11 protein-coding genes are annotated in these 23,238 nt (G+C 51.8%); 8 read left to right on the top strand and 3 right to left on the bottom strand.

Going from position 1 to position 23,238, the window contains the following annotated elements; translation table 11 throughout:
- Positions 1–174: 174 nt before the first annotated feature.
- From K787_RS0118260 to K787_RS0118235, 6 genes are all read left to right on the top strand, one after another.
- Positions 175–1,731, top strand: a complete 1,557-nt coding sequence (locus K787_RS0118260) for a type I restriction-modification system subunit M (protein WP_022964263.1) — start codon at positions 175–177, stop codon at positions 1,729–1,731.
- Positions 1,728–2,954 (top strand): restriction endonuclease subunit S, encoded by a 1,227-nt coding sequence (locus tag K787_RS0118255; protein ID WP_022964262.1) that lies wholly within the window; start codon positions 1,728–1,730, stop codon positions 2,952–2,954. Before K787_RS0118260 ends, K787_RS0118255 begins: the two co-directional genes overlap by 4 nt.
- Before the next feature lies 1 nt (position 2,955).
- A complete protein-coding gene (locus K787_RS0118250) occupies positions 2,956–4,173 on the top strand; it encodes an AAA ATPase-like domain-containing protein (protein WP_022964261.1) in 1,218 nt (405 codons plus the stop codon).
- Between the two features lie 9 nt (positions 4,174–4,182).
- A complete protein-coding gene (locus K787_RS0118245; RefSeq protein ID WP_022964260.1) occupies positions 4,183–5,214 on the top strand; it encodes a virulence RhuM family protein in 1,032 nt (343 codons plus the stop codon).
- Positions 5,207–8,305 carry an HsdR family type I site-specific deoxyribonuclease gene (locus tag K787_RS0118240; RefSeq protein ID WP_022964259.1) on the top strand — a complete coding sequence of 1,033 codons (3,099 nt, stop codon included), beginning with the start codon at positions 5,207–5,209 and terminating at the stop codon, positions 8,303–8,305. Before K787_RS0118245 ends, K787_RS0118240 begins: the two co-directional genes overlap by 8 nt.
- 139 nt (positions 8,306–8,444) lie before the next feature.
- Positions 8,445–9,797, top strand: a complete 1,353-nt coding sequence (locus K787_RS0118235; RefSeq protein WP_022964258.1) for a GIY-YIG nuclease family protein — start codon at positions 8,445–8,447, stop codon at positions 9,795–9,797.
- A 420-nt stretch (positions 9,798–10,217) separates the two neighbouring features.
- Here K787_RS0118235 and K787_RS0118230 read toward each other — a convergent pair whose 3' ends face one another.
- The 3 genes from K787_RS0118230 to K787_RS23655 all read right to left on the bottom strand — a co-directional run bounded on the left by K787_RS0118230 (position 10,218) and on the right by K787_RS23655 (position 20,699).
- The gene (locus K787_RS0118230; RefSeq protein WP_022964257.1) at positions 10,218–12,353 is read right to left on the bottom strand and encodes a nuclease-related domain-containing protein; all 2,136 of its coding nucleotides are present in this window, start codon (positions 12,351–12,353) and stop codon (positions 10,218–10,220) included.
- A gap of 151 nt (positions 12,354–12,504) precedes the next feature.
- On the bottom strand, positions 12,505–18,756 hold the full coding sequence (locus tag K787_RS0118225) for a DEAD/DEAH box helicase (protein ID WP_022964256.1): 6,252 nt from the start codon (positions 18,754–18,756) through the stop codon (positions 12,505–12,507).
- An 8-nt stretch (positions 18,757–18,764) separates the two neighbouring features.
- Positions 18,765–20,699, bottom strand: coding sequence for an STY4851/ECs_5259 family protein (locus K787_RS23655; protein ID WP_022964255.1), 1,935 nt, complete (start codon positions 20,697–20,699; stop codon positions 18,765–18,767).
- 20 nt (positions 20,700–20,719) lie between these two features.
- Between K787_RS23655 and K787_RS0118210 the strand changes: the two genes are divergently transcribed.
- Positions 20,720–21,852 (top strand): IS3 family transposase gene (locus tag K787_RS0118210; protein WP_152486865.1). Its coding sequence is split into 2 segments (ribosomal slippage): positions 20,720–20,960 and positions 20,960–21,852, totalling 1,134 coding nucleotides; the frame shifts between segments, so codons are not numbered across the junction.
- A gap of 230 nt (positions 21,853–22,082) precedes the next feature.
- Positions 22,083–22,586, top strand: a complete 504-nt coding sequence (rfaH, locus tag K787_RS0118205) for a transcription/translation regulatory transformer protein RfaH (protein WP_022964253.1) — start codon at positions 22,083–22,085, stop codon at positions 22,584–22,586.
- Positions 22,587–23,238 lie beyond the last annotated feature (652 nt).

The following is a 23,238-nucleotide window of genomic DNA, read 5'->3' as shown; positions in this document are numbered from 1 at the left end:
ACTGGCTAATTGCGGATTTTACGCAATTAGACCCTCGAATCAGGCTGTTAGGCGGTAAACAGTGCGATGGGATGCTAAAGACGACTGTCCAAACGCTCAGCGCTGGTTACAATGCCTGTGAACATAAAACCTCCAACACCTTGCAATGCATACAGCTTAGGGAACAAGACTTACATGACCAGCACCCAACAACGCGCCGCCCTCCAACGCCAGATTTGGGCCATTGCCAACGATGTCCGCGGCGCCGTGGACGGCTGGGACTTCAAGCAGTACGTGCTGGGCACCCTGTTCTACCGTTTTATCAGCGAGAACTTTGCCAGTTATATCGAAGCCGGTGACGAAAGCGTTGACTATGCCGAGCTACCTGACAGCGTCATCAGCCCTGAAATCAAGGACGACGCCATCAAGACCAAGGGCTACTTCATCTACCCCAGCCAGCTGTTTGCCACAGTGGCAAAAAATGCCCACAGCAATGAACTCCTGAACACGGACCTGGCCTCCATCTTCGCCGCTATCGAACGTTCAGCCAACGGCTACCCGTCCGAGGGCGACATCAAGGGCCTGTTTGCCGATTTTGATACCACCAGCAACCGTCTCGGCAATACCGTCAAGGACAAAAATACCCGTCTGGCCGCCGTACTCAAAGGTGTGGCCGGACTGGAGATTGGCCAGTTTGAAGACAATGAAAACGAACTGTTTGGTGATGCCTACGAATTTCTGATTTCCAACTACGCCGCCAACGCTGGCAAATCTGGCGGCGAGTTCTTTACCCCGCAGCATGTGTCAAAGCTGATTGCTATGCTCGCCATGCACAAGCAAACCACTGTCAACAAGATCTACGATCCGGCCGCCGGCTCGGGTTCACTGTTGCTGCAAGCGAAAAAACATTTCGACGCCCACATTATCGAAGACGGCTTCTACGGGCAGGAACTCAACCACACCACCTACAACCTGGCGCGGATGAACATGTTTTTGCACAACATCAACTACGACAAGTTCAATATCCAGCTGGGCGATACGTTAAAAGAGCCACACTTTGGCGATGACAAGCCCTTCGATGCCATCGTCTCCAATCCGCCCTATTCGGTGAAATGGATCGGCTCGGATGACCCGACCCTGATTAACGACGACCGCTTTGCTCCGGCCGGCGTGCTGGCGCCCAAGTCCAAGGCCGACTTTGCCTTTGTGTTGCATGCACTCAGTTACCTTTCAAGCAAGGGTCGTGCGGCCATTGTATGCTTTCCCGGCATTTTCTACCGCGGCGGCGCCGAACAGAAAATCCGCCAATACCTGGTGGACAACAATTACGTTGAAAGCGTGATCTCACTGGCACCCAACCTGTTTTTTGGCACCACCATCGCCGTGAACATTCTGGTACTGAGCAAACACAAAACCGACACCACCACCCAGTTCATCGACGCCAGCGCCCTGTTCAAAAAGGAAACCAACAACAACCTCCTCACAGATGCGCATATCGAACAGATCATGCAGGCCTTCGACAGCAAGGCCAACCTTGAGCATTTCGCCCGCTCGGTGCCGGTCGAAGAAGTCGCCGCCAACGACTACAACCTGTCGGTCAGCAGCTATGTACAAGCCAAGGACATGCGCGAGCAGGTGGATATCATCCAGCTTAATACCGAGCTTAAAACCACAGTGGCCCGAATCGACCAGTTGCGCGCTGAAATTGATGCAATTGTCGCGGAGATTGAAGGTGAGGAGCTGGAGGCATGAGCAGCGTGATTTTTATGGAGAGGTTGCTGGATGGGGTTGAGGTGGAGTGGAAGCTACTGGGTTCAGTCTTTGATATTTTCGCAGGCGGAGATGTGCCCAAAGAGTCATTTTCTGAAGTCGAGACTGATCGCTTTAAGGTTCCGATTTTATCCAACGGAATTGGCAATAAAGCTCTGTATGGCTGGACTGAGAAACCAAAAATTCAAAACCCAAGTCTGACGATTTCCGCCAGAGGTACAATTGGCTGGACAAACTTTGTGGTCAAGCCGTTTTTTCCCATAGTTCGATTGCTAGCATTAACACCGAAGGCTGGATTGAACTTAAAGTACGGCTACTACTTTATGAAAACCATTGAAAATGGTTACAAAGTCCCACCGGCCGGCATTCCTCAGCTTACAAAGCCTATGCTGAAGGATGTGAGAATCCCAATCCCCTGCCCCGAAAACCCCAACAAATCCCTTGAGATCCAGGCCGAAATCGTCCGCATTCTGGACGTATTTTCCGCCTATACCGCCGAGCTTACCGCCGAGCTTACCGCCCGCAAAAAACAATACCACTACTATCGCGACAAGTTGTTGAGCTTTGAAGAAGGGAAAGTGGAGTGGAAGACGTTGGGGGACGTTACTAAAAAATGGTACTCAGGTGGGACGCCAACTGCCGGCAACCCAGAGTATTACGATGGCGGCGAGATTCCTTGGCTGAGAACCCAAGAAGTCAAGTTTGCCGATATTGAGACCACAGATGTAAAAATAACTCAGTCAGCATTGAAAAACTCATCTGCAAAATGGATACCGAAAAATTGTGTGATTGTTGCAATATCCGGTGCGACGGCAGGTCGGTCCGCAATTAACAAGATACCTTTAACGACTAACCAGCACTGCGGTTGCTTGGAAATTGACAGTACGAAGGCGTTGTATCGCTATGTTTTTCACTGGGTAAGTTATAACTATGAAAACATCAAGGCGCTTGGGCAGGGAGCTAGAGGTGATCTTAATTCAAGCATCATTAAGGGCTTTAAGTTTCCCGTTCCCTACGCTGACGATCCTAAAAGATCGCTTGAGGAACAAGCCCGCATCGTTGCCATCCTCGATAAATTCGACGCCCTGACCCACTCCATCAGCGAAGGCCTGCCCCGCGAAATCGCTCTGCGCCAGCAGCAATACGAATACTACCGCGACCGGCTGCTGAGCTTCCCCAAGCCGGATGACGAGGCGGCAGCCTGATATGAGCCAGACATTGAAAGAGATTGCTGAGCAACTCAATGCCCCGCGGGTTGCAAAAAAAACGATTACCGAAGAAAAAACGAAAATACCTCCAAAGGAAGTAGAGGAATCTAAGCCTGTTCCCAAAGTACAGCTGATTTATGCGTTCAATGGCACAGGCAAAACTCGTCTTTCTCGCGAATTCAAGCAACTGGTTGCACCTAAAGGCAATGGCGAAGATGGCGAAGCCATATCGCCACGGGAAAAAATGCTGTACTACAACGCCTTCACCGAAGATCTCTTTTATTGGGATAACGACTTAGACGCCGATACCACCCCTAGGCTGAAAATTCAGCCAAACACTTATACTGACTGGTTGCTCACCTTGCTGAAGGATCTGGGGCAAGATACGAATATCGTCAAGTACTTCCAACACTTCGCCAATGACAAGTTAACTCCGCATTTCAGTGAAGACTTTGCAGAGGTGACCTTTACGCTAGAGCGAGGTGATGACAAAGGCACAGAACCCCTAAAAGTATCCAAAGGGGAAGAAAGTAATTTTATCTGGAGTGTTTTCTACACGCTGCTGGATCAGGTGATCACCATCCTCAATGTCGCAGAGCCAGAGAATCGTGAGACCAGGCAGTTTGACCAGCTGGAATACGTGTTTATTGATGACCCCGTCAGTTCATTGGATGATAATCACCTGATCGAGTTGGCCGTCAACTTGGCGGGGCTGATCAAGTCCAGCAACTCTAAATTGAAATTTATTATCACCACCCACAGCCCGCTTTTTTATAACGTGCTATACAACGAGCTAAACAGCAAGGCCTGTTTTCTGTTGGAGCGATTCGAGGATGGCACTTTTGCACTCTTGGATAAGCACGGCGATTCCAATAAGAGTTTCTCTTACCACTTGTATTTGAAACAGACACTGGAAAAAGCTATCGCTGAAAACACTGTGCAGAGGTACCATTTCACGCTTTTGCGTAACCTGTATGAAAAAACGGCGAGTTTCTTGGGCTATCCGAAATGGTCAGAACTCTTGCCCGGTGACAAGCAGGCTTATTTAAATCGCGTTATTCAATTTACCAGTCATTCAACATTGTCGAATGAAGTTGTCGCCGAGCCCAGTGGGCCTGAAAAGAATACGGTAGACTTTCTACTGAAGCACCTAGTAAGTAATTACGGCTATTGGCAGCAAGAAGGACCTGCCACGAATAACGTCGCAGAGACATAAGGAAGCCCTATGCCCAACTTGAGCCTGCAAGATCAAACCACCGAGTTCCTGCTCTACACCGCGCCCAATGGAGATATAAAGGTAGAGGTATTGCTCAGTAATGAGACCATCTGGCTGACTCAGAAGCGTATGGCCGAGTTGTTTGGGGTAGGCGTACCGGCTATTTCCAAGCATCTGGAAAACATATTTGATTCCAATGAGTTGCAGCGTGAGGCAACTGTTTCCGTTTTGGAAACACTTCGGCAGGAAGGGGAGCGCAGCGTCAGGCGAAAGCTCGAGTACTACAACCTCGATGCGGTGATCTCTGTCGGCTACCGGGTCAACTCCAGCCAGGCCACACAGTTTCGCATCTGGGCCACTCAGCTGATCAAGGAATACATCATCAAGGGCTTTGCCATGGATGATGAGCGCCTGAAAAATGGCCGTTTCTTTGGCAAGGATTATTTCCGTGAGCTGCTGGAACGGGTGCGCTCCATCCGCGCCAGCGAGCGGCGTGTCTACCAGCAGATCACCGACATCTTTTCCGAGTGCAGCATCGACTATGACCCCAAATCGAAAACCACCCAGCTTTTCTATGCCCACGTGCAGGACAAATTTCATTACGCGATTACCGGCCATACAGCCGCAGAAATCATTGCGCTGAAAGCCGATTCCAGCAAACCGCTGATGGGCATGAGCACCTACAAGAACGCGCCAGCGGGCCGGGTGCTGAAGTCGGATTCCACGGTGGCGAAGAATTACCTCAGCGAAACCGAAATCAAGCAGTTGGAGCGAGCAGTGTCGGCCTTCTTTGACTATATCGAAGGTATTATCGAGCGGCGCAACACCTTCACCATGGAAAGCTTCGCCGAGAGCGTGAACAAGTTTTTAGCCTTCAATGAGTACCGCATTCTGGAGGGTTACGGCAGTATTAGCCGAAAACAGGCCGACCAGAAGGCCCTGGCTGAATATGAGAAATTCAACCGGCAGCAACCCATCGAGTCCGACTTCGACCGAGAGGTGAAACGACTGCTGCAAGCAAAGGATGCGCACCATGATTGAGTACAAGGCCATTGCCGAGTCCAACAACTTTATTGTGTTGGATAAATACACCAAGCAATGGCAAGTCGCCGAGGGCTACCAGAGCGAAGGCGACCTGGAGCGCGAATTCGTTCAGGATCTGCAAAACCAGGGCTATGAGTACCTGCCTGCCCTGAACACTCCTGACGCCCTGCTGGCCAATGTGCGCATCCAACTGCAAAGCCTGAACCGGGTGGACTTTACCGAGGGCGAGTGGCGGCGCTTTGTCGAAACCTACCTCGACCGGCCCAGCGAGAGCATCATCGACAAGACCCGCAAGGTGCACGACGACTATATCAATGACTTTACCTTTGATGATGGCCGCATCCAGAACATCTACCTGCTGGACAAGACCAACCTGGCGCGCAACAAGGTACAGGTAATCAAACAGTTCGAGCAGACCGGCAGCCATGCCAACCGTTACGATGTGACCATTCTGGTAAATGGCCTGCCGCTGGTGCAGGTCGAGCTGAAACGCCGTGGCGTGGCGATTCGCGAGGCCTTCAACCAAGTGCACCGCTACAGCAAGGAGAGCTTCAACAGTGACTATTCCCTGTTCAAGTACCTGCAATTATTTGTGATTTCTAACGGCACCGACACCCGCTACTTTGCCAATACCACCCAGCGCAACAAGAACAGCTTTGACTTCAGCATGCATTGGGCGAAATCGGATAACAGCCTGATCAAGGACCTGAAGGATTTCACCGCGACCTTCTTTCAGAAAAGTACGCTGTTGGAAGTGCTGCTGAAGTACTCGGTGTTCGATGTCACTAATACCCTGCTGGTGATGCGGCCCTACCAAATCGCCGCCACCGAGCGCATTCTGTGGAAGGTCAACAGCGCCCATGCCGCCAAAACCTGGAGCAAGCCTGAGAGTGGCGGTTTTATCTGGCATACCACAGGCTCCGGCAAGACTCTGACCAGCTTCAAGGCAGCCCGGCTGGCCACTGAGCTTGATTTTATCGACAAGGTATTCTTTGTGGTGGACCGGAAGGACCTGGACTACCAGACCATGAAGGAGTACCAGCGCTTTTCGCCGGACAGCGTCAACGGCTCGGACAGCACTGCGGGTTTGAAGCGCAACCTGGACAAGGACGATAACAAGATCGTCGTCACCACCATCCAGAAACTCAACAACCTGATGAAGAGCGAAGCCGACCTGCCGATCTACCGCAAGCAGGTGGTGTTTATCTTCGATGAGTGCCACCGCAGCCAGTTTGGCGAGGCACAGAAGAACCTGAAGAAAAAGTTTAAGCGCTTCTACCAGTTCGGCTTCACCGGCACGCCAATCTTCCCGCAGAACGCGCTGGGCGCAGAAACTACCGCTAGCGTGTTTGGCCGCGAACTCCATTCCTACGTGATTACCGATGCCATCCGCGACGAAAAGGTGCTGAAATTCAAGGTCGACTACAACGACGTGCGCCCGCAGTTCAAAGCTCTGGAAACCGAGCAGGATGAAAAGAAGCTCAGCGCAGCGGAAAACCGTCAGGCTCTGTTGCACCCGGAACGTATTCGCGAGATATCCCAATATATCCTTAATCACTACCGGCAAAAGACACATCGCCTGCAACCTGGTGGGGCCGGTTTCAACGCCATGTTTGCGGTCAGCAGCGTGGACGCTGCCAAGTTCTATTACGAGTCACTGAACCAGCTGCAGGCAGGCCATGACAAGCCGCTGAAGATTGCCACAATCTTTTCCTTCGCAGCTAACGAAGAACAGGATGCGGTGGGCGATATTCTGGATGAGAGCTTCGATGTATCGGCCATGCACAGCAGCGCCAAGGAGTTTCTCAGCGCGGCTATCGCCGACTACAACAGCTTTTTCAAGACCAGTTTCAGCGTCGACAGCAATGGGTTTCAGAACTATTACCGTGACCTGGCCAAGCGCGTGCAGTCCGGAGACATTGACCTACTCATTGTGGTGGGTATGTTCCTGACCGGTTTTGATGCGCCCCGGCTCAATACCCTGTTCGTCGATAAGAACCTGCGCTTTCACGGCCTGATTCAGGCCTACTCGCGCACCAACCGCATTTATGATGCGACCAAGACCTTTGGCAATATCATTACCTTTCGTGATCTGGAGAAAGCCACGGTTGATGCCATCACCCTGTTTGGCGACAAGAACACCAAGAATGTGGTGCTGGAGAAAAGCTACAAGGAGTACATGGAAGGCTTCACCGATATCGTCACCGGTGAGGCGCAACGCGGCTTTATGGCGGTGGTCTCGGAGCTGGAGCAGCGCTACCCCCAGCCAGATGACATCGTCAAAGAGAAGGACAAGAAGGACTTTGCCAAGCTCTTTGGCGAGTACCTGCGAGTAGAAAATATTCTGCAGAACTACGATGAGTTTGTCCACCTGAAAGCCCTGCAAAAGGTCGACAAGGAAGACCCACAAGCGCTGGAAGCATTCAAGGCACAGCGTCATCTGAGTGATGAAGACCTCGCCACCCTGCAAACTATCCGCCTACCAGCAGAGCGCCGGATTCAGGATTACAAGTCCACCTATAACGACATTCGCGACTGGCTGCGTCGGGAAAAGGCCGCCAACGACAAAGACCAGTCCAGCATCGACTGGGATGACGTGGTGTTTGAGGTAGACCTGCTCAAGTCCCAGGAAATCAACCTGGATTACATCCTTGAACTGATTTTTGAGCACAACACAAAGACCAAGAACAAGGCCGACCTGATTGATGAAGTACGCCGCCTGCTGCGCGCCAGCCTGGGCAATCGCGCCAAGGAAAGCCTGGTGGTGGACTTTATCAACCAGGCAGAACTCGACGAGATCCCCGATAAGGCCAGCGTGATTGAGGCTTTTTTCACCTATGCACGGAGCGAGCAACAGCGCGAGGCACAGGCATTGATCGATACCGAGGGCCTGAACGCCGAAGACGCCAGGCGCTATATCAGCAACGCGCTGCGGCGTGAGTTCGCCAGCGATAGCGGCACCGAATTGAACAGCATTCTGCCGAAGATGAGCCCACTAAACCCGCAGTATCTGTCGCGAAAGCAGCGAGTTTTCCAACAAATTGCTGCCTTTGTTGAGAAGTTCAAGGGAGTGGGTGGGACCGTTTGAGCCATCCACAGCTTTGCCATACCATCCAGGTCACAATCTCCTACTAATGATACGGGTTCTACCACGTCGGCACGGATACTATGAACTCCGCGCCCAGAAGCTATAGACTTCGGCGTCTAAAGATTACCAAGGACGCTTCGTGAGCTTCTTGATTTACAAAATCACCTATCGCAAGCCGCTAGGAAATAACAAAAGTTATGTCGGCTTGACCCAGCGCAGGCTGCAGGATCGACTGAAAGCTCACATCAACGAGAGCAGCCGTGGAAAGCCCAGAGGGATTTCGCCCTTTACTTTGGGCTATGCCATCCGTGACCACCTGCAAAATTTTCCCGCTGAGCCCCCCGAAGATTGGTTCGTGATCGAGCTGCTGAAGGAATATGCCACCTTAGAGGAGATGCGTGATGGCGAGGGTTACTGGATCGATACTTTAAAGACAATGGCGCCAAGGGGATTCAATATTATGCGAGGTGGCAGTAGCGTCGGCGGACCTTCGAACTCAGCGCCTTGCGAGATTTTCCTTGGTGGTCGGTTGCGAAAATTCATTAGTTTTACTGCCGCCGCCAAGACTGTCGCCATAGCCAACGGAGTTGAAGACCCGGAAGAAATTACTCGTTTCACCAACAGAGCCAAGATGAGGGTGCGGGGGCAGGAGGACAAGCCGGAATCCAAATACAGCCTAGTTGAAGCACTGGGTATCAAGCCCCGCGACGATGGGCGCACGACGAATTTAAGTCGAGAGGCCAAAGCCTCGGGCCGGCTGATTGATACGGCGCGGTCAAGCCGTCAGCGGCGAAAACGACGATGTCAGCTGGACGCGGACGGGGTGGCGACCAACATTAAACTGCCCAGCCTGTCCAACCCTAACAAACGAGTCTCCCAGATTGAGCACTTCAAGGAACTGAATGTTAAGCCTTCGACCGGGCGCTCCCGTTTAGCGCAAATCGCGCCGCAAATACACTTAATGACACCACGGGAAATCGATAAACATTTACTTACTCCACAGGACCGAAGCAAACCAATAAGGGTGATTCTGCCCGATGGTCAAGAGATCACAGGCGGCATAAATTTTGTGGCGAGGACCTATAGCCGAACGGGTCACAGTTTTTCAGGCATTAAGGCTAGGTTGAGAAAACTCGGCGACAACCCCAGCAACGATGAGTTGCTGATCGCCATAGGCTTAGCCACCAGGCCAGACAGCTATAAGGTCATCCCCGTGCACCCGATTTCACGCAAAAAACATTGTAGCGAATGGACGATAAGCAAGGGTACACGCACGAAAACTTATGCTAACCAAAAGACTTTTGTTGAGGCTTGCCACAAAGCCTTGCTCAAGTATCCGGACCGCGCTTACTGGTTGGGCAGCAATCCAACAGACATGCACAAGGCTTTTCGCAGCTTGCAAGGCAGGATTTCCTTAGGAACTCGTGACGGCAAGACTCCCCAAAAATTGGCCGAATCCTTCGCCATAGTCGATGATCTGCTGGAAAAATGACGCAGGTTGTTCGACGGAAAAGGGGAGTGAATATCTCCCTGCTCTTGACGCCTTCTTCCAGCCAAAAGCGGCTCCCGCGATGCTTCAAGACTACGTATTGACGATTTCCTTTGGCTCACCTCAGGGGCTTGCGAAAACAGGAATCTGATTCTACTACCCGCCGATGTCAATTCCAGCTTGCTGGCGGCCAGCATCATCCCGAAGGATCTGCCTAAACTCGTGAAGGGATGCATTCAGGCCCGCACCATTTAATCTGGGCAACTTACTCCAGGCATTGACCGAAACATCGGTATGATTCAGCCTTGAGGTGGCACCATAGTGGCTTGCGCCGCTTCGGCTGCCAAGAGCCAATTAGACATCTTGCGAGTCTATACACTGTTTGCGGCGGTTCCTGTCGCATGCCCACCCAAGCTGTCGCAATTAATTGGGCAGCAGGCCCCGCCAAACCGCTTCATTGGTGACCACATCCACAAAAGCCGGGGCGCTAAAGCCCTCGGGATAGAGTGTTTGGACTTCTGAGTCTTTCTCGGTGTCCAGATGCTGCAGGTAGTGTTTCTGGTCCTTCAGGGCGACTTCCATCACCTCGCGCGATACCACTCTAAAACCATCTAGCAGCTCGCCGTCGCATTCTATCGAGGTGTCCACTACCCAGGCATGGATTGGCAGCCCTGCGTTGGCGTCAGGCAGACCCAAGTCTCGGCGCAAGGTCTGATCGCTATTCAATAGCGGCTGCAAAGCATGCTGTTTCCGCCTCAACTGTCTGGCTGCTTTACGCAGAGTATTGGTTCGGTGCAACCATACTTCGTATCGCGAGGAGCGGATGAACCCTGACTTCACTTCGAGCAGTAACACCACGCCATTGAGGTGGCAGATAAGGTCCATTTCGCCTGCATTGTTCCCGTCTAGAATCGGGGGCTGGTAACCCACAATCACCTTGAAGCCTCGTTGCCGCAATGCTTGCGCCAGGCAAAACTCAACCTGCTCAGTCTCGCTGCGCAGTTCAGGCCTGCGCACGCCTATGCGGCGTAATGAGTTAACGGCGGCGACAAGATTGTTTTGCTGACCGGCAATCCAGGGAAACTGAAAGCTGTACCGTCCTATTTTATAGAACGGCTGCTCGGAGAGCCTGGGGACGGGAGCTAACGGGTTTGCCTTGATCTGAGCTGAGAGCTGGCGTAGATCGACGGTCCAGAACTCCAGGATGTTTTTTGCCGCCGCTGCATCCCCTTTTTGGCGTGACTGGCTAACGGTCCAGCCCCGAATTCGCTTTATTTTTGCGGGCAGTTCCGACCACGTCATGGGGAAGCGGTTCTCGCCCTCCAGCAAGCCTTCCCATGCCATCTGTCCCAGCGCTGCAATGGGAGATTCGGTTTGGCTCCTGTGGCGCTTGTAAGCGTGCAGATACGACTTAACAAAGAAGGCGGAAGATAGTTCAGTGGCCAGCAATGCCTGGTGCAAGTCCACCTCTTCGCCATCAGCTAGCAGGATCTTGTCGCTGCAGCCAAAAAGGGTCTGCAATACAAGGCGACTGCGCACAGCCTTGATCCAGGCCCACTGGTTTGCTTCATGATTTTCAGGCGTGCCTATGGTGACATCAGCCATCCCGGTAATGACAAAATCGTCCATCGCGCGACGCAACCAATAGCTCCAGAGTAACAATGACTTTTCTTCAGTCTGCTTCCAGCGGCTAGTGCTCTCGGTGCTGGAACTGAAAATGACAGGCTGCCCTGGCTCCATTTGATAGTGCATGTCGCTATCAAAACAAAAGGAATTGATGGTCGCCTCATAGTCGAGGCGCTCGCTCATCGCGGCAATAAGCACAGCGACGAATTCAAGGTGGGCTATGCATTTCTCTGGTGAGCCGGCCCCGGAGAAAAGTAGCGGCGAGAGATGGCGTTTAAGCGACTTGCCCAGTATTTTTTCTGTCAGCTGAAAATCCCGCTCGCTACAGCGTTGCAGCTTGCGCTGAATAATACGTTCGTAAACCGTCCAGCTTTGCTGGGTATTTTGCTCAGCACTCTCAAGGGAGGGGTAAGCGAGAATGCTCAGATAAGACATCAGCTCGAGCAGCGATAGCGTTTTCAAATGCTGCTCGGCTTTTTCTATCCAATGATCAAAGGGCTCAAGCTGTTCCACAAGGCGATTACAGGCATTCAGGAAAGCGTCCCACTCGTGCCCTTCTACCGACTTGCCGAGATGTGTCATTACCGGCGAATCGGCTTTGGTAAAAAGCTTTGAGTAGCGAATAGCCCAGCGCAGTATGTCTGGGTTATTTCGAGACAGGTGGTCAAGCAAAGAGCGGTCAATATCATCCATAACCCATAACACTTGAGCCAAGGCTTGGCTTGCGACCTTAGACTGCTGCAATAAGGCAGGCTCCCACCAAATACCTAAGCTCATAAGCCCGGCAGCGCGCTCACCCTTGGTGTGCTTACCAGCAGGCTTACCATCAAGAAAATCATGCAGGCATTCGTCGGCTGCGGCCAGATCATCCAACGTAACGCTGTAACGAGCCCACTGGGCCTGGTAATAAGACTGGCAAAGAGATTGGTTCATTGCGCTTCCATTCGGTTCTGCACTTCATTTCCATTGAGATAAAACACTCTGCCCACGTGTGTAGCCGTTCATTCACTGACAGCCATAGCCCCTCCAAGCTTTGGGTCCATTGGTTATTTGCGGGTCTACCGCCCCGCGCGCTACTGCCTACCTACTTGGTTAGAACTGTGATGTAGGTCGGCCACTCACCAGCCGCCGCCATGTTGGTGATGCTGAAGCTATTCAGCATCGCTTTTGCTTGGCCTTCATAGCCTTGGTAGAAGTCAAAACCTAACTGGTCCTTATAGTGCGTGCGGGCCAGCCAGTAGCCCATACCTTGATCAAGAAATATCTTACTCTGCAGCCCTGAAGCCCAATCCACCGTAATCACCCTTCCGTGCTGTAAATCGCGCGATCTTTGTTTGATCTCTAGGTCGAGTGACGTGTTCATGATGCTACCAAGCCAGAGCTTCATTACTGCGACGAGATCATCAGCCTCCTTCCAGTCATGGTTGAGCGAGCTCGGAATTTGAGTGTTAGCGGGTTCTAACGTCTGAATTTTTAGAGTCGCTAGCCGGTCGCTTTTGAACAATGAGAGGAAACTGCCTAGTAGCATCACCGACCAAGGAGATTTCAGATAACGATCTGAATAACTAATAGACACCGCTTCGTCGCTTTTGATGCGCTGCATTAGCTCAGGGACTTCACTTGAGAACAGTTTTTCCACACGCATTTTCAAACTGCTAACAGGACCATTCAATTGGTTAGTGATTTCAAGAATCTTTGCACCTGTCTCGACAGCACTCCATGCTGCAGTGTCGATTTCTTTGGTGAGGATTGTTGGTAAAGCATTGGATGTTACCCACGTGCTGGTGTCATCCGCGGCTAACCATTGCTCGCCTGGCAGGCAAGCTTCTTCGGTAGAGCTGAATAGACTTTGAGTACGAGTTGAACAGCAAATTTGGGCTACCAACGGCACACCATATCGGTTCCACTGTTCATCCATTTCATACACTTTGATTCCGAGTTTGGCCAAAACAGCCAAGCTCTGTTTGGCCTCCTGGGTTAGCGTTTCCAGTGCTTGTACGCCTATACGCACCTGAAGTTTGTCGACCAATTGCCAAGTCAGAATTTTGTCCCGGAACGACGGTAGATTGAGATCCCAGTCCTTAACGTCTCCACGCAAGCCGAGCTGGATAATAGTTTTGCCATTGCTGTTATCGGCTTTATTGATCGCTGACCGAATGGAGCGATGCGGCCCTACTGAGCAATAGGCAGCTCCGGCAATACCCGCGAATATTTCTGGCAAACTGAGGTAACTTAAAAATTCATTGACCTCAAGCCATTGTTTGGCAGCTCTGCGATCCAGCTCCTCCAGTTCGACACGACTGTCTTTGCTCGCTAGGCAGCATGAGCAGATGTTCTCGCAATCAGCACGACACTCCAGTTTTCTATCAGCCCTATTTAATAGGCTCACTACATCGTTAAGCCCAGCCAAGGCAAAGCCTGCGCCGCCACTGACTTGGTCAAAGATCTGAATCACCGAGCGCCCTTGGCCTGTGTGTAAATCTTTATCCAGTCGAAAGCTAAAGCCCATTTCGGTGCTACTAATACCCAATTGATCCGCGATCACCTCACGCAAAGCCACGGCCATAGTAGTTGCAATTACCTGGTCTTGGTCAGTATCTGATAACCACATACCAGTTTTTGGGCTTTTAAGGCACAACTCGAACACGTCAGTTTGGATTTGATAGCCCAAGTAAACATTAGCTTTTACCGTTGCCCCCGAGCAGTCCTTTTCCTTACGGCTACCGGAAATTCCGCCAACAGGACGATGGTATTTATCCGCTTGAAGCCCGATAGGAATATCGCCTGAAATAGTCATCGACTCCGCCCGACCGCAGGTCATGCAGATCGCATAACCTTTTTCATGTTCACCAGACGAATGATAGAAAACCTTGCCTTCATGACCGAACCGTATGTGACCGCAACGGCTATCGGGTAGTGCTTGTGACTCGCCCAGCAGTTGTATGCGCGGCCGTTCAATCCGAATAAATTTTTGTGAGTTAATGTCGTTGCTGGTGGGCTCGAAGAAGTCGGTTACAAAGCCAGCGGGTCTGAGCACCATTTTCCGCTCATTGATTTTGATCTCAGCCTGACAGTGCGAGCATTTAAGCTCATTGCTATTGCTGTAAGCATTTTCCACCACGCCACCAGCGCCGCATTCACCGCAGCGCCAAGCCATATCGAATTTTTGGTTTTGATTAAACTGCATGCTGACGCCGGCAGAGCGGTACACACGACCGTCAATAACGACTTGGGAGCCTGGCGCATATTCGCGAATAGCAATGTTGAGACCACGAGATGGCTGTTCTTTGGCATTGAAGATATTGTCTTCGCGACTGTTATCAGCCTTCTGCTTATTTTGATTTATGAAGTCCTCAATGTTGTAGGTATTAAGGCTGACAACATCTGTGGGGAAACCATAGCCAGGGAGGAAAGCACGGGAGGCAAGGTCACGAAGTAGGTACTCATTTTCATGGCGCTTCAGCTCAAGGCTCAGTGCCTTCTTGTAGGCCTGGTCAGTGGCAGTTAGTAATTTTTCATTGAGCTTGCGATATTCATTGATCCAGCGTGCTTGAATATCTTCAAGAATTACTAATGCATCAGCGCAAATTGAAACCATTGAGCGGCCGCTCAGCCCGGTACCCTTAACCAGCATTTGTATCGGATCAACGATCTCGGCTGGCTGGCTTTGCAGCCAATCTACGAAATCGCTGCACGGCGACTCATCGTCACTAAAGAACCACTTAACCGTCAGTTTTGTCCGATCACCGTCAGAGTTGGTCTGCGAGCGGAGGAATATGGACAGCAGTAGCGAGTTCACATGGCGCTGAACGATACGGTCGGAACTCAACGTAATACTCGGCGCGGGTATAGCCGTAATGAAGGGCCATTTCGGCTGGCTGAACGTACGTTGATTATGTGGGTCTGCCTTGCATAAGGTGTAGGCAAACGCGCGGGCTTCGCTGCGGCGTCCTGCACGGCCGGCCCGCTGCAAGTAGTTAGCCGGGTGTGGAGGAACGTTATTCATTACGACGGCTGAAATACCGCCAATATCCACACCCATTTCCATGGTAGTTGAGCAGTTCAGTACGTTAATCTTTCCGCGTTTGAAAAGTTCGACATAGTTGTCCAGCTTGACTGAAGATTGCTGCGCGGAGTGTTCAGCGGTGCGGTAGTAGAAGCCGCCTTCAACCGTGCGATCAGACACATCCGTCCAGAGGTTTTCATCGCGAAGATTTTTTATCTCTAAGTCTTGAGCAACCAGCCTACGAATTTGAGTCAATTTAGGCGTAGCGCTGCCATCGGTACGGAGCTTGGACAACGCAGGTAGTTTTACCGGCGTGCAACGGTAATCGCGCGCCAAGAGTTTGACCGGTAAATACGGAGTCAGAGCGCGGAACGTGGTATCGAATAGGCGTTGAGTCAGTGGGCAAACCCAAGCCTCCCTTGGCAAGGCGAAGGTCAGTGTATTGACATTAAGGGCATACCCCTCTCCGGACGACTCAAGGATATTGGCTTGAATCAAATCTTTCCATGCGGACTCTAACCAAAGATTGATCTTGTCGCGGTCCACAGAAATGGTCCGGTTTAGGCCCGTACCTAGCGCAAGCAGCTTAACCAGTCGACTGCCCGCACCGGGTTTTATCTGCGGCCATTTTCGGCTGGTCGTGCTCTCGACGATGTCACGGGTCGGGGGAAATAGTGTTTTTGCGGTAAAACGGCTCCCCATCCAAGACTGCATAGTGCGATCTAGATTAATGAAAGTGTTTTCACGCACATAAAAATCCAGAGCTACCTTGAGGAAATCCTTCCAGTCGGCCAACGTCAAATTAGTCTTGGCACCAGCGGAATTACCTACAACAGGACACGCCTTCACTTCGAGCCAATAATTAGGAGCTGTTTGAATTTTTTCTAGACCCGCGTAACCGATTTTAACCAGTCCCAAGGTTTCAGTGCTGTTCTGATTTTTTGGTCTACGCGCATATTCGCGTGCAAGCAGTAAACGCGCCATGGTGCCAGCCGCTTTGTTTCCCTCAAACAGCATGGGGTTGGCGTACTTGTTGTATTCAAGAATTGATCCGTCGATATCCTTCGAACTAGCCAACTCATGGACCATTTCATCCCAGCTCAATACCGCAGCTTTGCTCCAATTACCGACGCCAGATTTGACTTGCTCAGCTTTGGCTCGAATATCGGCGGCAACTGCGGCCATTCCCATTTTTTCAAGCTTTTCAGCCTGCTCTATGAGTTCTATGTAGTTACCGGTAGGAATATCTTGTGGTACCGACTCTATCTTTGCCTGTGCATTACGCAAAGTTTCGAACACCAAACCGCGCAACCGTGAACGTTCGGCCTCTTGCTGCATGCGTACGGCCATCCGAGCGGTGCCCTGACGGCTGTCGGTGAAGGTGATTAGCTTGCGGCCACGGCCAGGCAGCTCTTCGGGTGACTTACCATCACAGTCTTCTTTGTCAGGATCTGGACAGAACTCCAAGACGGTTGGCACTGCGTTAGCTACATAGAAAGGGGCGCCGAGATACGCCTTGCGTAGGTAGTCCCGGCCATCCGAAATAGCTAACTCGCAGTGACTGCAACACGAGTCTTTTTCAAACGCAGTTATGACGTGAATACAGTTGTTCCCGGTCAGACCGCCTAGCTTTTGCGTTTCCAAATTCAAATTAATTGAAAAATATGGATCGTGGGCCGCAGGCAGGCCGGCCAGAACCATTTTTTGCGCGCGGCTGTGTTTGGCTGATGACGTAATCTCCTGATTGAGTGGAGTGTCTTCCTCGGTATTTTCGTAATGCAGAGCAAACTCGTCCCCTGCATGGGGGCTGAGCTGCTGCAGCTCCCCTGCACGGTCTTCCGCCAGCAGGTGCGGAGTCTTGCAGTCGTTACAAAACCCTAACTCATACACCGGGGCACGGCACTCGCAGCGAGCCTGCCGGGTAACGTACACATTGCCAAATGGCCAGTCGGTCAAATGCTTCGACTTGGCACTGCACTTCGGATCTACACAGGCCCATAAGCCATGCAGCATGCGCTGGAATAAATGGATACGTAGCTTAAGAAATGGTGCTTCCTGCGCACTCCGACGTGTGCCCGTTAGTAGGTCTAGCCAATTGAGGAGCTCACGTTGTCGTCCCTCTTGACTAGGGCTTTTCAGCTCATCGGCAACGTAGCTAATGAGATCGTTTAGATCTAACGGTTTATCACTACTGACTATGGCGTGTCGTAATTGGCGAGCGATATGACTAGTTGTAAGTGCACCGAAGCGATCAGCTGAAACGTCTGCGGTTGCGTCAATCTCACGCAGAGCCTGGAGCTCTAATTTCTGCGGGGTATAGCTCTGTTGGATGTCAGGCCAAATACGGGAGCCACTAATAACTTCAACTTGATCCAAACGGACGCCAGCTAAACTGGCCAAGTAAGCCTGAAGATTCTCTTTTGCATCCTCACCGGCGATGGTTGCCGAGGTGGCAATAAAGCGAACCTGTTCCGGATTTCTACCGAAAGCTTGCACAACACGGCGCAATAACAGCGACATTTCTGCCGCCTGTGAGCCTATGTAGGTGTGGGCTTCATCCAATACAATCCAGCGCAGGGATTGCTCGCGGCGAGATATATCGAGTATGGGGCTATCGACTTGACGCACCAGCATGTACTCAAGCATGGTGGCATTGGTCATTAGGATTGGTGCAGGTTCTTTGCGCAGCAATTCGCGCGAAAGAATTTGGTTAGGTTTACTCTGCTGTTCTTTGCGAACAATGGTCGCACTTTCTTCCGTTTTACCGTTATACAAACAAAAACGAATGTCTTGGTCATAGTCCCGCGTCCAGGCATCCAGACGCTCTTGTTGTGAGTTGATTAGCGCATTTAATGGATAGAGAAAGAGCGCGCGTACTCCGATGAGCGGTTTTTGATACTTCTCACGCTCACGTACCAGATCCTCAAGAATCGGCACCATAAAACATTCGGTTTTTCCCGAGCCTGTACCGCTGGTGATCACCGCCGACATTGGCTTGTTACTGAGTAGCGTTTGCCAAGCATGTAGCTGATGGACGTAAGGCCTTGCCGTTCCTGGAAACTGATAGGCATGAGCATTTTGCAGGGTATTCAATAGGCTCGGCGAAAGCAGTGATCCGCGCAAATCCGCCAAGGTCTTCCCAGACTCTCGCCAGCCGAAAGTGTGCTCAAATACTGGCGGCGCTAGAAAGCAACCCTCGGCGCCAAGCTCATCGCTCATCTGCTCGGCTAAATGATGGCGCAGGCCGGCATCGTTAATACCCAGTACGCTGAGTGTGGCTTCACGGGTACGGCTTAAGCTTTGTTCGATTAAATCCTTGAAAGACTGCATACAACTCCTCAGGCGTCCTCAGACGAGGCCAGCAAATACGAAACCATCATGGCATGGACACAGGTGTACCAGCCCTGCCGATCAAAATCAGAAAGCATGCGAATGGAAAATTTAAGGTAAGCCATGTCCCCTGGCAGGACTGAAAGTGTGGCTTTGCCCGCAGTGACATAAGCCATGAAGATCGGTAAATAGGTCACAGCATCAGAAAACTCAACTAGCGAGAGGGCTGTAACAAGACGCGGCAGATCTTGCTTATCTGCCCACTGTGAAAGCTCTTGACCTAATTCGGTAGGCCACTTCTGGTTGGACTCATGGTTACGCCGCAGGTCTTGATACCAGTCGGGCAGTACATATTCCACTGGGGCTTTGATGAGACTACGTTTATCCCCCGTAGACAAATAGTCACCTAGGTAGTCAAAGCCCGAGACCACGCTACGCAACACTGTCTTACGGTTGTTTTCGAGGTTTTCGATCATGGCGCGGGGTAAGCCTAATTGGGTGAGCCAGCCACGAAAATAGGCATAGGTCGAAACCCAAAGCGGTAGTGGTAGACACTCCCAGATAACAGCCAGTTCGTCACGAATGCGACCACAGAACGTCTCGTCCATTTCTAAACGAAATACGGCCGCAGCTAAAGCGGATGGGTTGCGTGAGAGTGAAAGCCAGCTTTCGAAGGAGGAAAGCGGTAGATGGCTGAAGTTTTGTTTAATATCTGCCAGGTACTGCCAGCCACTGTGGTTGAGGTCGCCGGCCATGGCCGCAATCTGGTCGTCGATCAATCGGGGCGCACTTAGAGGATGAAAAAGCTGCGTGGCCCGATGCAGGGAGTGTACATCGCAAGAGTTGTCAGCGATGGTTGTCGATGGGATGTAGAGTTGCGGTCGGAACTGGACACCAGAGTCGTTGGCTGGGTACAGCAGCCATGGACCGTCGCTCTGCATTGCATTGGACGGCACAAACCAGCCGGTGCCTACCCCTTCGCTGGTGCGCTCAGAGACCCGTACAGGCGCACGCTTAGGGTCTGGCAATAGCATCGCTTCAACCTTCGCATCAGACAAAATCCTAGTGCTGGATATGGCTGTGATAGAAAACATCGTACGGCCTTCCCACTGGATGCGGCCATTGTAACGACGCACATTAAGTCGCAGTAGGCGCTGCTCTGTTTCTAGCGTCAGCTGGATGTAGGCATCTTGTTCGTTAACTGCGCCGAGCATTTGCAGCATATCGCTCTGGTAGCTGAACAAATTAAGCAACAGCGGTGTCGGACCGACATGGATCACATAGTGACGCTTGGGATTTGGCTTGGCCTGGCTGATTAGCTCCAGTTGCAGATGGAAGTCTTGGCCTTGAGTAAGTCCAGATGACAGCGCAATTCGCATTCCCAGTAGCTCATCAAGAGTCAGCTCGCGATTGCTCGATGGGTTTTCATCGTGACCAATTAAACGCGCACCTTGATAGGGGTAAGGTAAGCGTAATCTCACGGGCTCAATGCTTGAGTCGCTACTGACCTCTAGTGTGAAGTTTGCCGGCGGCTCTTCACCTTTAGCTTGTAAATAGATTAAGCGGCCCTGATCCGACTCGCCATCACGCGTTTTCAGGTCGCTGTTGCGGATCTCCAGCTGTAGCCCTTGTCCGTTGCGCACTAGCATCCGTGCGGGTTGATTGTTTATGGCGGGAAACAGCGACAGGGTGAAGCCGTCAGGTAGCACGCCGAAACGGCGGTGCAACAGCGTTTTCCCCTGAGCAGAGCGAATGCAATAACGCATAACCCCGGCAAGATTAGCGCTACGCATATCACCCACGCTTTGTCCGTTGGCAAGCTGCAGCAGCTGATCCTGGCGATAGGAGTATTCTGCGGGTAACTCAAGGCGTGGCCAGCCGATGAATATGTTACTGGGGTTGGGTTCTACCCCGTTACTGCGGACACTTTTGAAAAGAGGCACAATGTGCCAAAGGAGTGTTCATGTCCAAACGCAGAAGATACAGCCCCGAATTCAAGCGCGAAGCCATCGCGCTATCTCGCCAGCCAGGTGCCAATTGCCGCCAGGTAGCCTTAGAGATTGGCATTAATCCCAACCTGCTGTCCCGGTGGGCGCGTGAAGCCGAAGAGGTGCCAAGCAAGGCCTTCAAGGGCTCGGGAACGCCGCGTGACGAAGAGCTTGCCCACTTGAAGCGCGAACTGGCACGAGTAAAAAAGGAACGCGATTTTTTGCGCGAAGCGGCAGTGTTCTTTGCAAAGGAGTCGTCCTGAGGTATCAGGCGATTCAACACTGTCGCAGTCTTTTCCCGATACGTCTTATGTGCCGTTGCCTGAAGGTATCGGCCAGCGGCTATTACGCTTGGGCATCTCGTCCGCAGTCCAGCAGGGCAAGAGCGAACGACCGTCTGTTGACGCGTATCAAAGAGATTCACGATGACAGTGGCGGAATGCTTGGGTCGCCTCGAGTGCACGAAGACTTGGCTGCCGAAGGCGTTGTAGCAAGTCTGAATCGTGTCGCAAGGCTAATGGCCAAGCACGGCATTCAGGGGTGGCCCCGCAGGAAGCGCGGACGCCTCGGACGCGCATCAAATCGGCCACAAGGTATTCAGAATCATCTTGAGCGGGATTTCTCCGCACTGGAACCTGATACCAAGTGGGTCACTGACATAACGGAGATCTCCACGCAGGAAGGAAAACTATTTCTCTGCGTGGTCCTGGATTTGTTCAGCAAGCTGATCGTCGGCTGGTCTATGCACCACAGGCAGGATCGGCAGATGGTAATCAGAGCCGTTCAAATGGCTGTCTGGCAACGTCAGGGCAAAACCCCGGTGATATTGCATTCAGACCGAGGCAGCCAGTTCACCAGCGGTGATTACCAGCGATACCTAGGCAGTAACGATTTGGTCAGCAGTATGAGCGCGGTTGGCCATTGCGGAGACAACGCCGCCTGTGAGGGGTTCTTCGGAATGCTGAAACGAGAGCGAGTACACCATCGGCGTTACCGTACGCAGGACGAGGCAAGAGCTGATCTGTTTGAATACATCGAGCGGTTCCATAATCCCAGGATGCGACGTAGAGTTGCTGCTCAGGATCGGAAGCTCACAGCCGTTTTATAACCGTCCGTGGAAACGGGGTAGAACCCGACGTAGTTATATAAAGATAATTGTTTATTCCGCTTTAGCCTTGCCGGCCGTCGTTTAGGTGGCTATTTCGCATCTAAGGGCGCTAGAATCTCCCGCCAAGAAATAGTAGTGTCTGGCTCAATGGTATCAGCAGCCGAAAAAGGAAGATCGTCTTCGCTTTATCGAGGAACTGACCGCCCGCTACAAATGAGCCAAGAGGGCTTATGAGCATTCAAATGGAATTGCCAGAGATTGCCTGGTATTTGTTGCAGTGCAAACCTCGTCAAGACGCTCGAGCGCAGGAACACCTCACTCGGCAGGGCTTCGAATGCTTCAACCCCAGCACTTTGATACAAATTATCAAGCACGGGTCGATGAAGCAGAAGATCCAGCCCCTGTTCCCAGGCTATATTTTTGTCCGCGTAAAAGCCGAAGATAACTGGACCGCGCTGCAGTCTACCCGGGGCGTGACCCGCATTGTGGCATTCTGCGGCAAGCCCTGCAGAGTGAGTGATGACATCATTACCCACCTGCGAGAGCGCTGCGCAAAAGCAGTAGAAACCCAAGCACTGACTCCAGGTGATCACATTCACGTAAAAGTCGGTCCGTATGCGGAACTAGATGCGATCTTCCTCTCGATGGATGGCGAACAGCGGGTGATGCTGCTGCTGAACGTGTTAAACAGGCAGCAGGTGGTGAAAGTGCCTCTCGCCCATATCATTTCCTAGAGCATGATCATGCTTAATGTCGCGCTGGCATGTCGCGCTGGCGCAAAAACACCTCCCCCCCTGAACTCTGTGATTTAAAGCGGGCACCCGTGTTCTGGGCTTTAGCAAAGCATCTGAATAAGATGCCCGCTAAAACCGGCATGCTAATTGCTTTGGTCACAGTAGATTCACACAGATGAATTACCTTACTCAAACTGTCACCGGATTTTTCCTTATAAATGGTACTGCCTACCACAACCAATGCCCGTAGTTGCCCAGCAAGAGCACATCTTGTGCGGTAGCGCGCCCCATTTTCCAGTCAGGCACTCTGCACCAAATTGATCCTTAAATATCGTAAGCGCGTCTTATGTGTGCACATTTATTAAGGCCCAAACCTGAAGTAGATTAAAAGCCAATAACTCATCTGGATGCCTTGGTGGTTCTTACGAAGAGCCCGCTCGCAAAGGGTATCACCGGGGCTGCAACCAGCTTCGTGTGCATGTCGTCCCGCGACAGGACCTTCTTTCCCGTTCCAGAGAACCCTGCGCCCTTGCGCACGGGAACACTGAATAATTCATGCGTTATGACTTGCGGCCTCCCCGGCATCAACAAGCATTCCGTTGGCGACATTGGCCCCACACAAGACCGACTTTCGTAAGCATCCGGTAAGTAC

The sequence above is a fragment of the Halopseudomonas pelagia CL-AP6 genome (genome assembly GCF_000410875.1).
Taxonomy (GTDB): domain Bacteria; phylum Pseudomonadota; class Gammaproteobacteria; order Pseudomonadales; family Pseudomonadaceae; genus Halopseudomonas; species Halopseudomonas pelagia.
The sequence above is the reverse complement of the archived record's forward strand: the minus strand, read 5'-3'. Positions and strand labels throughout refer to the sequence as shown.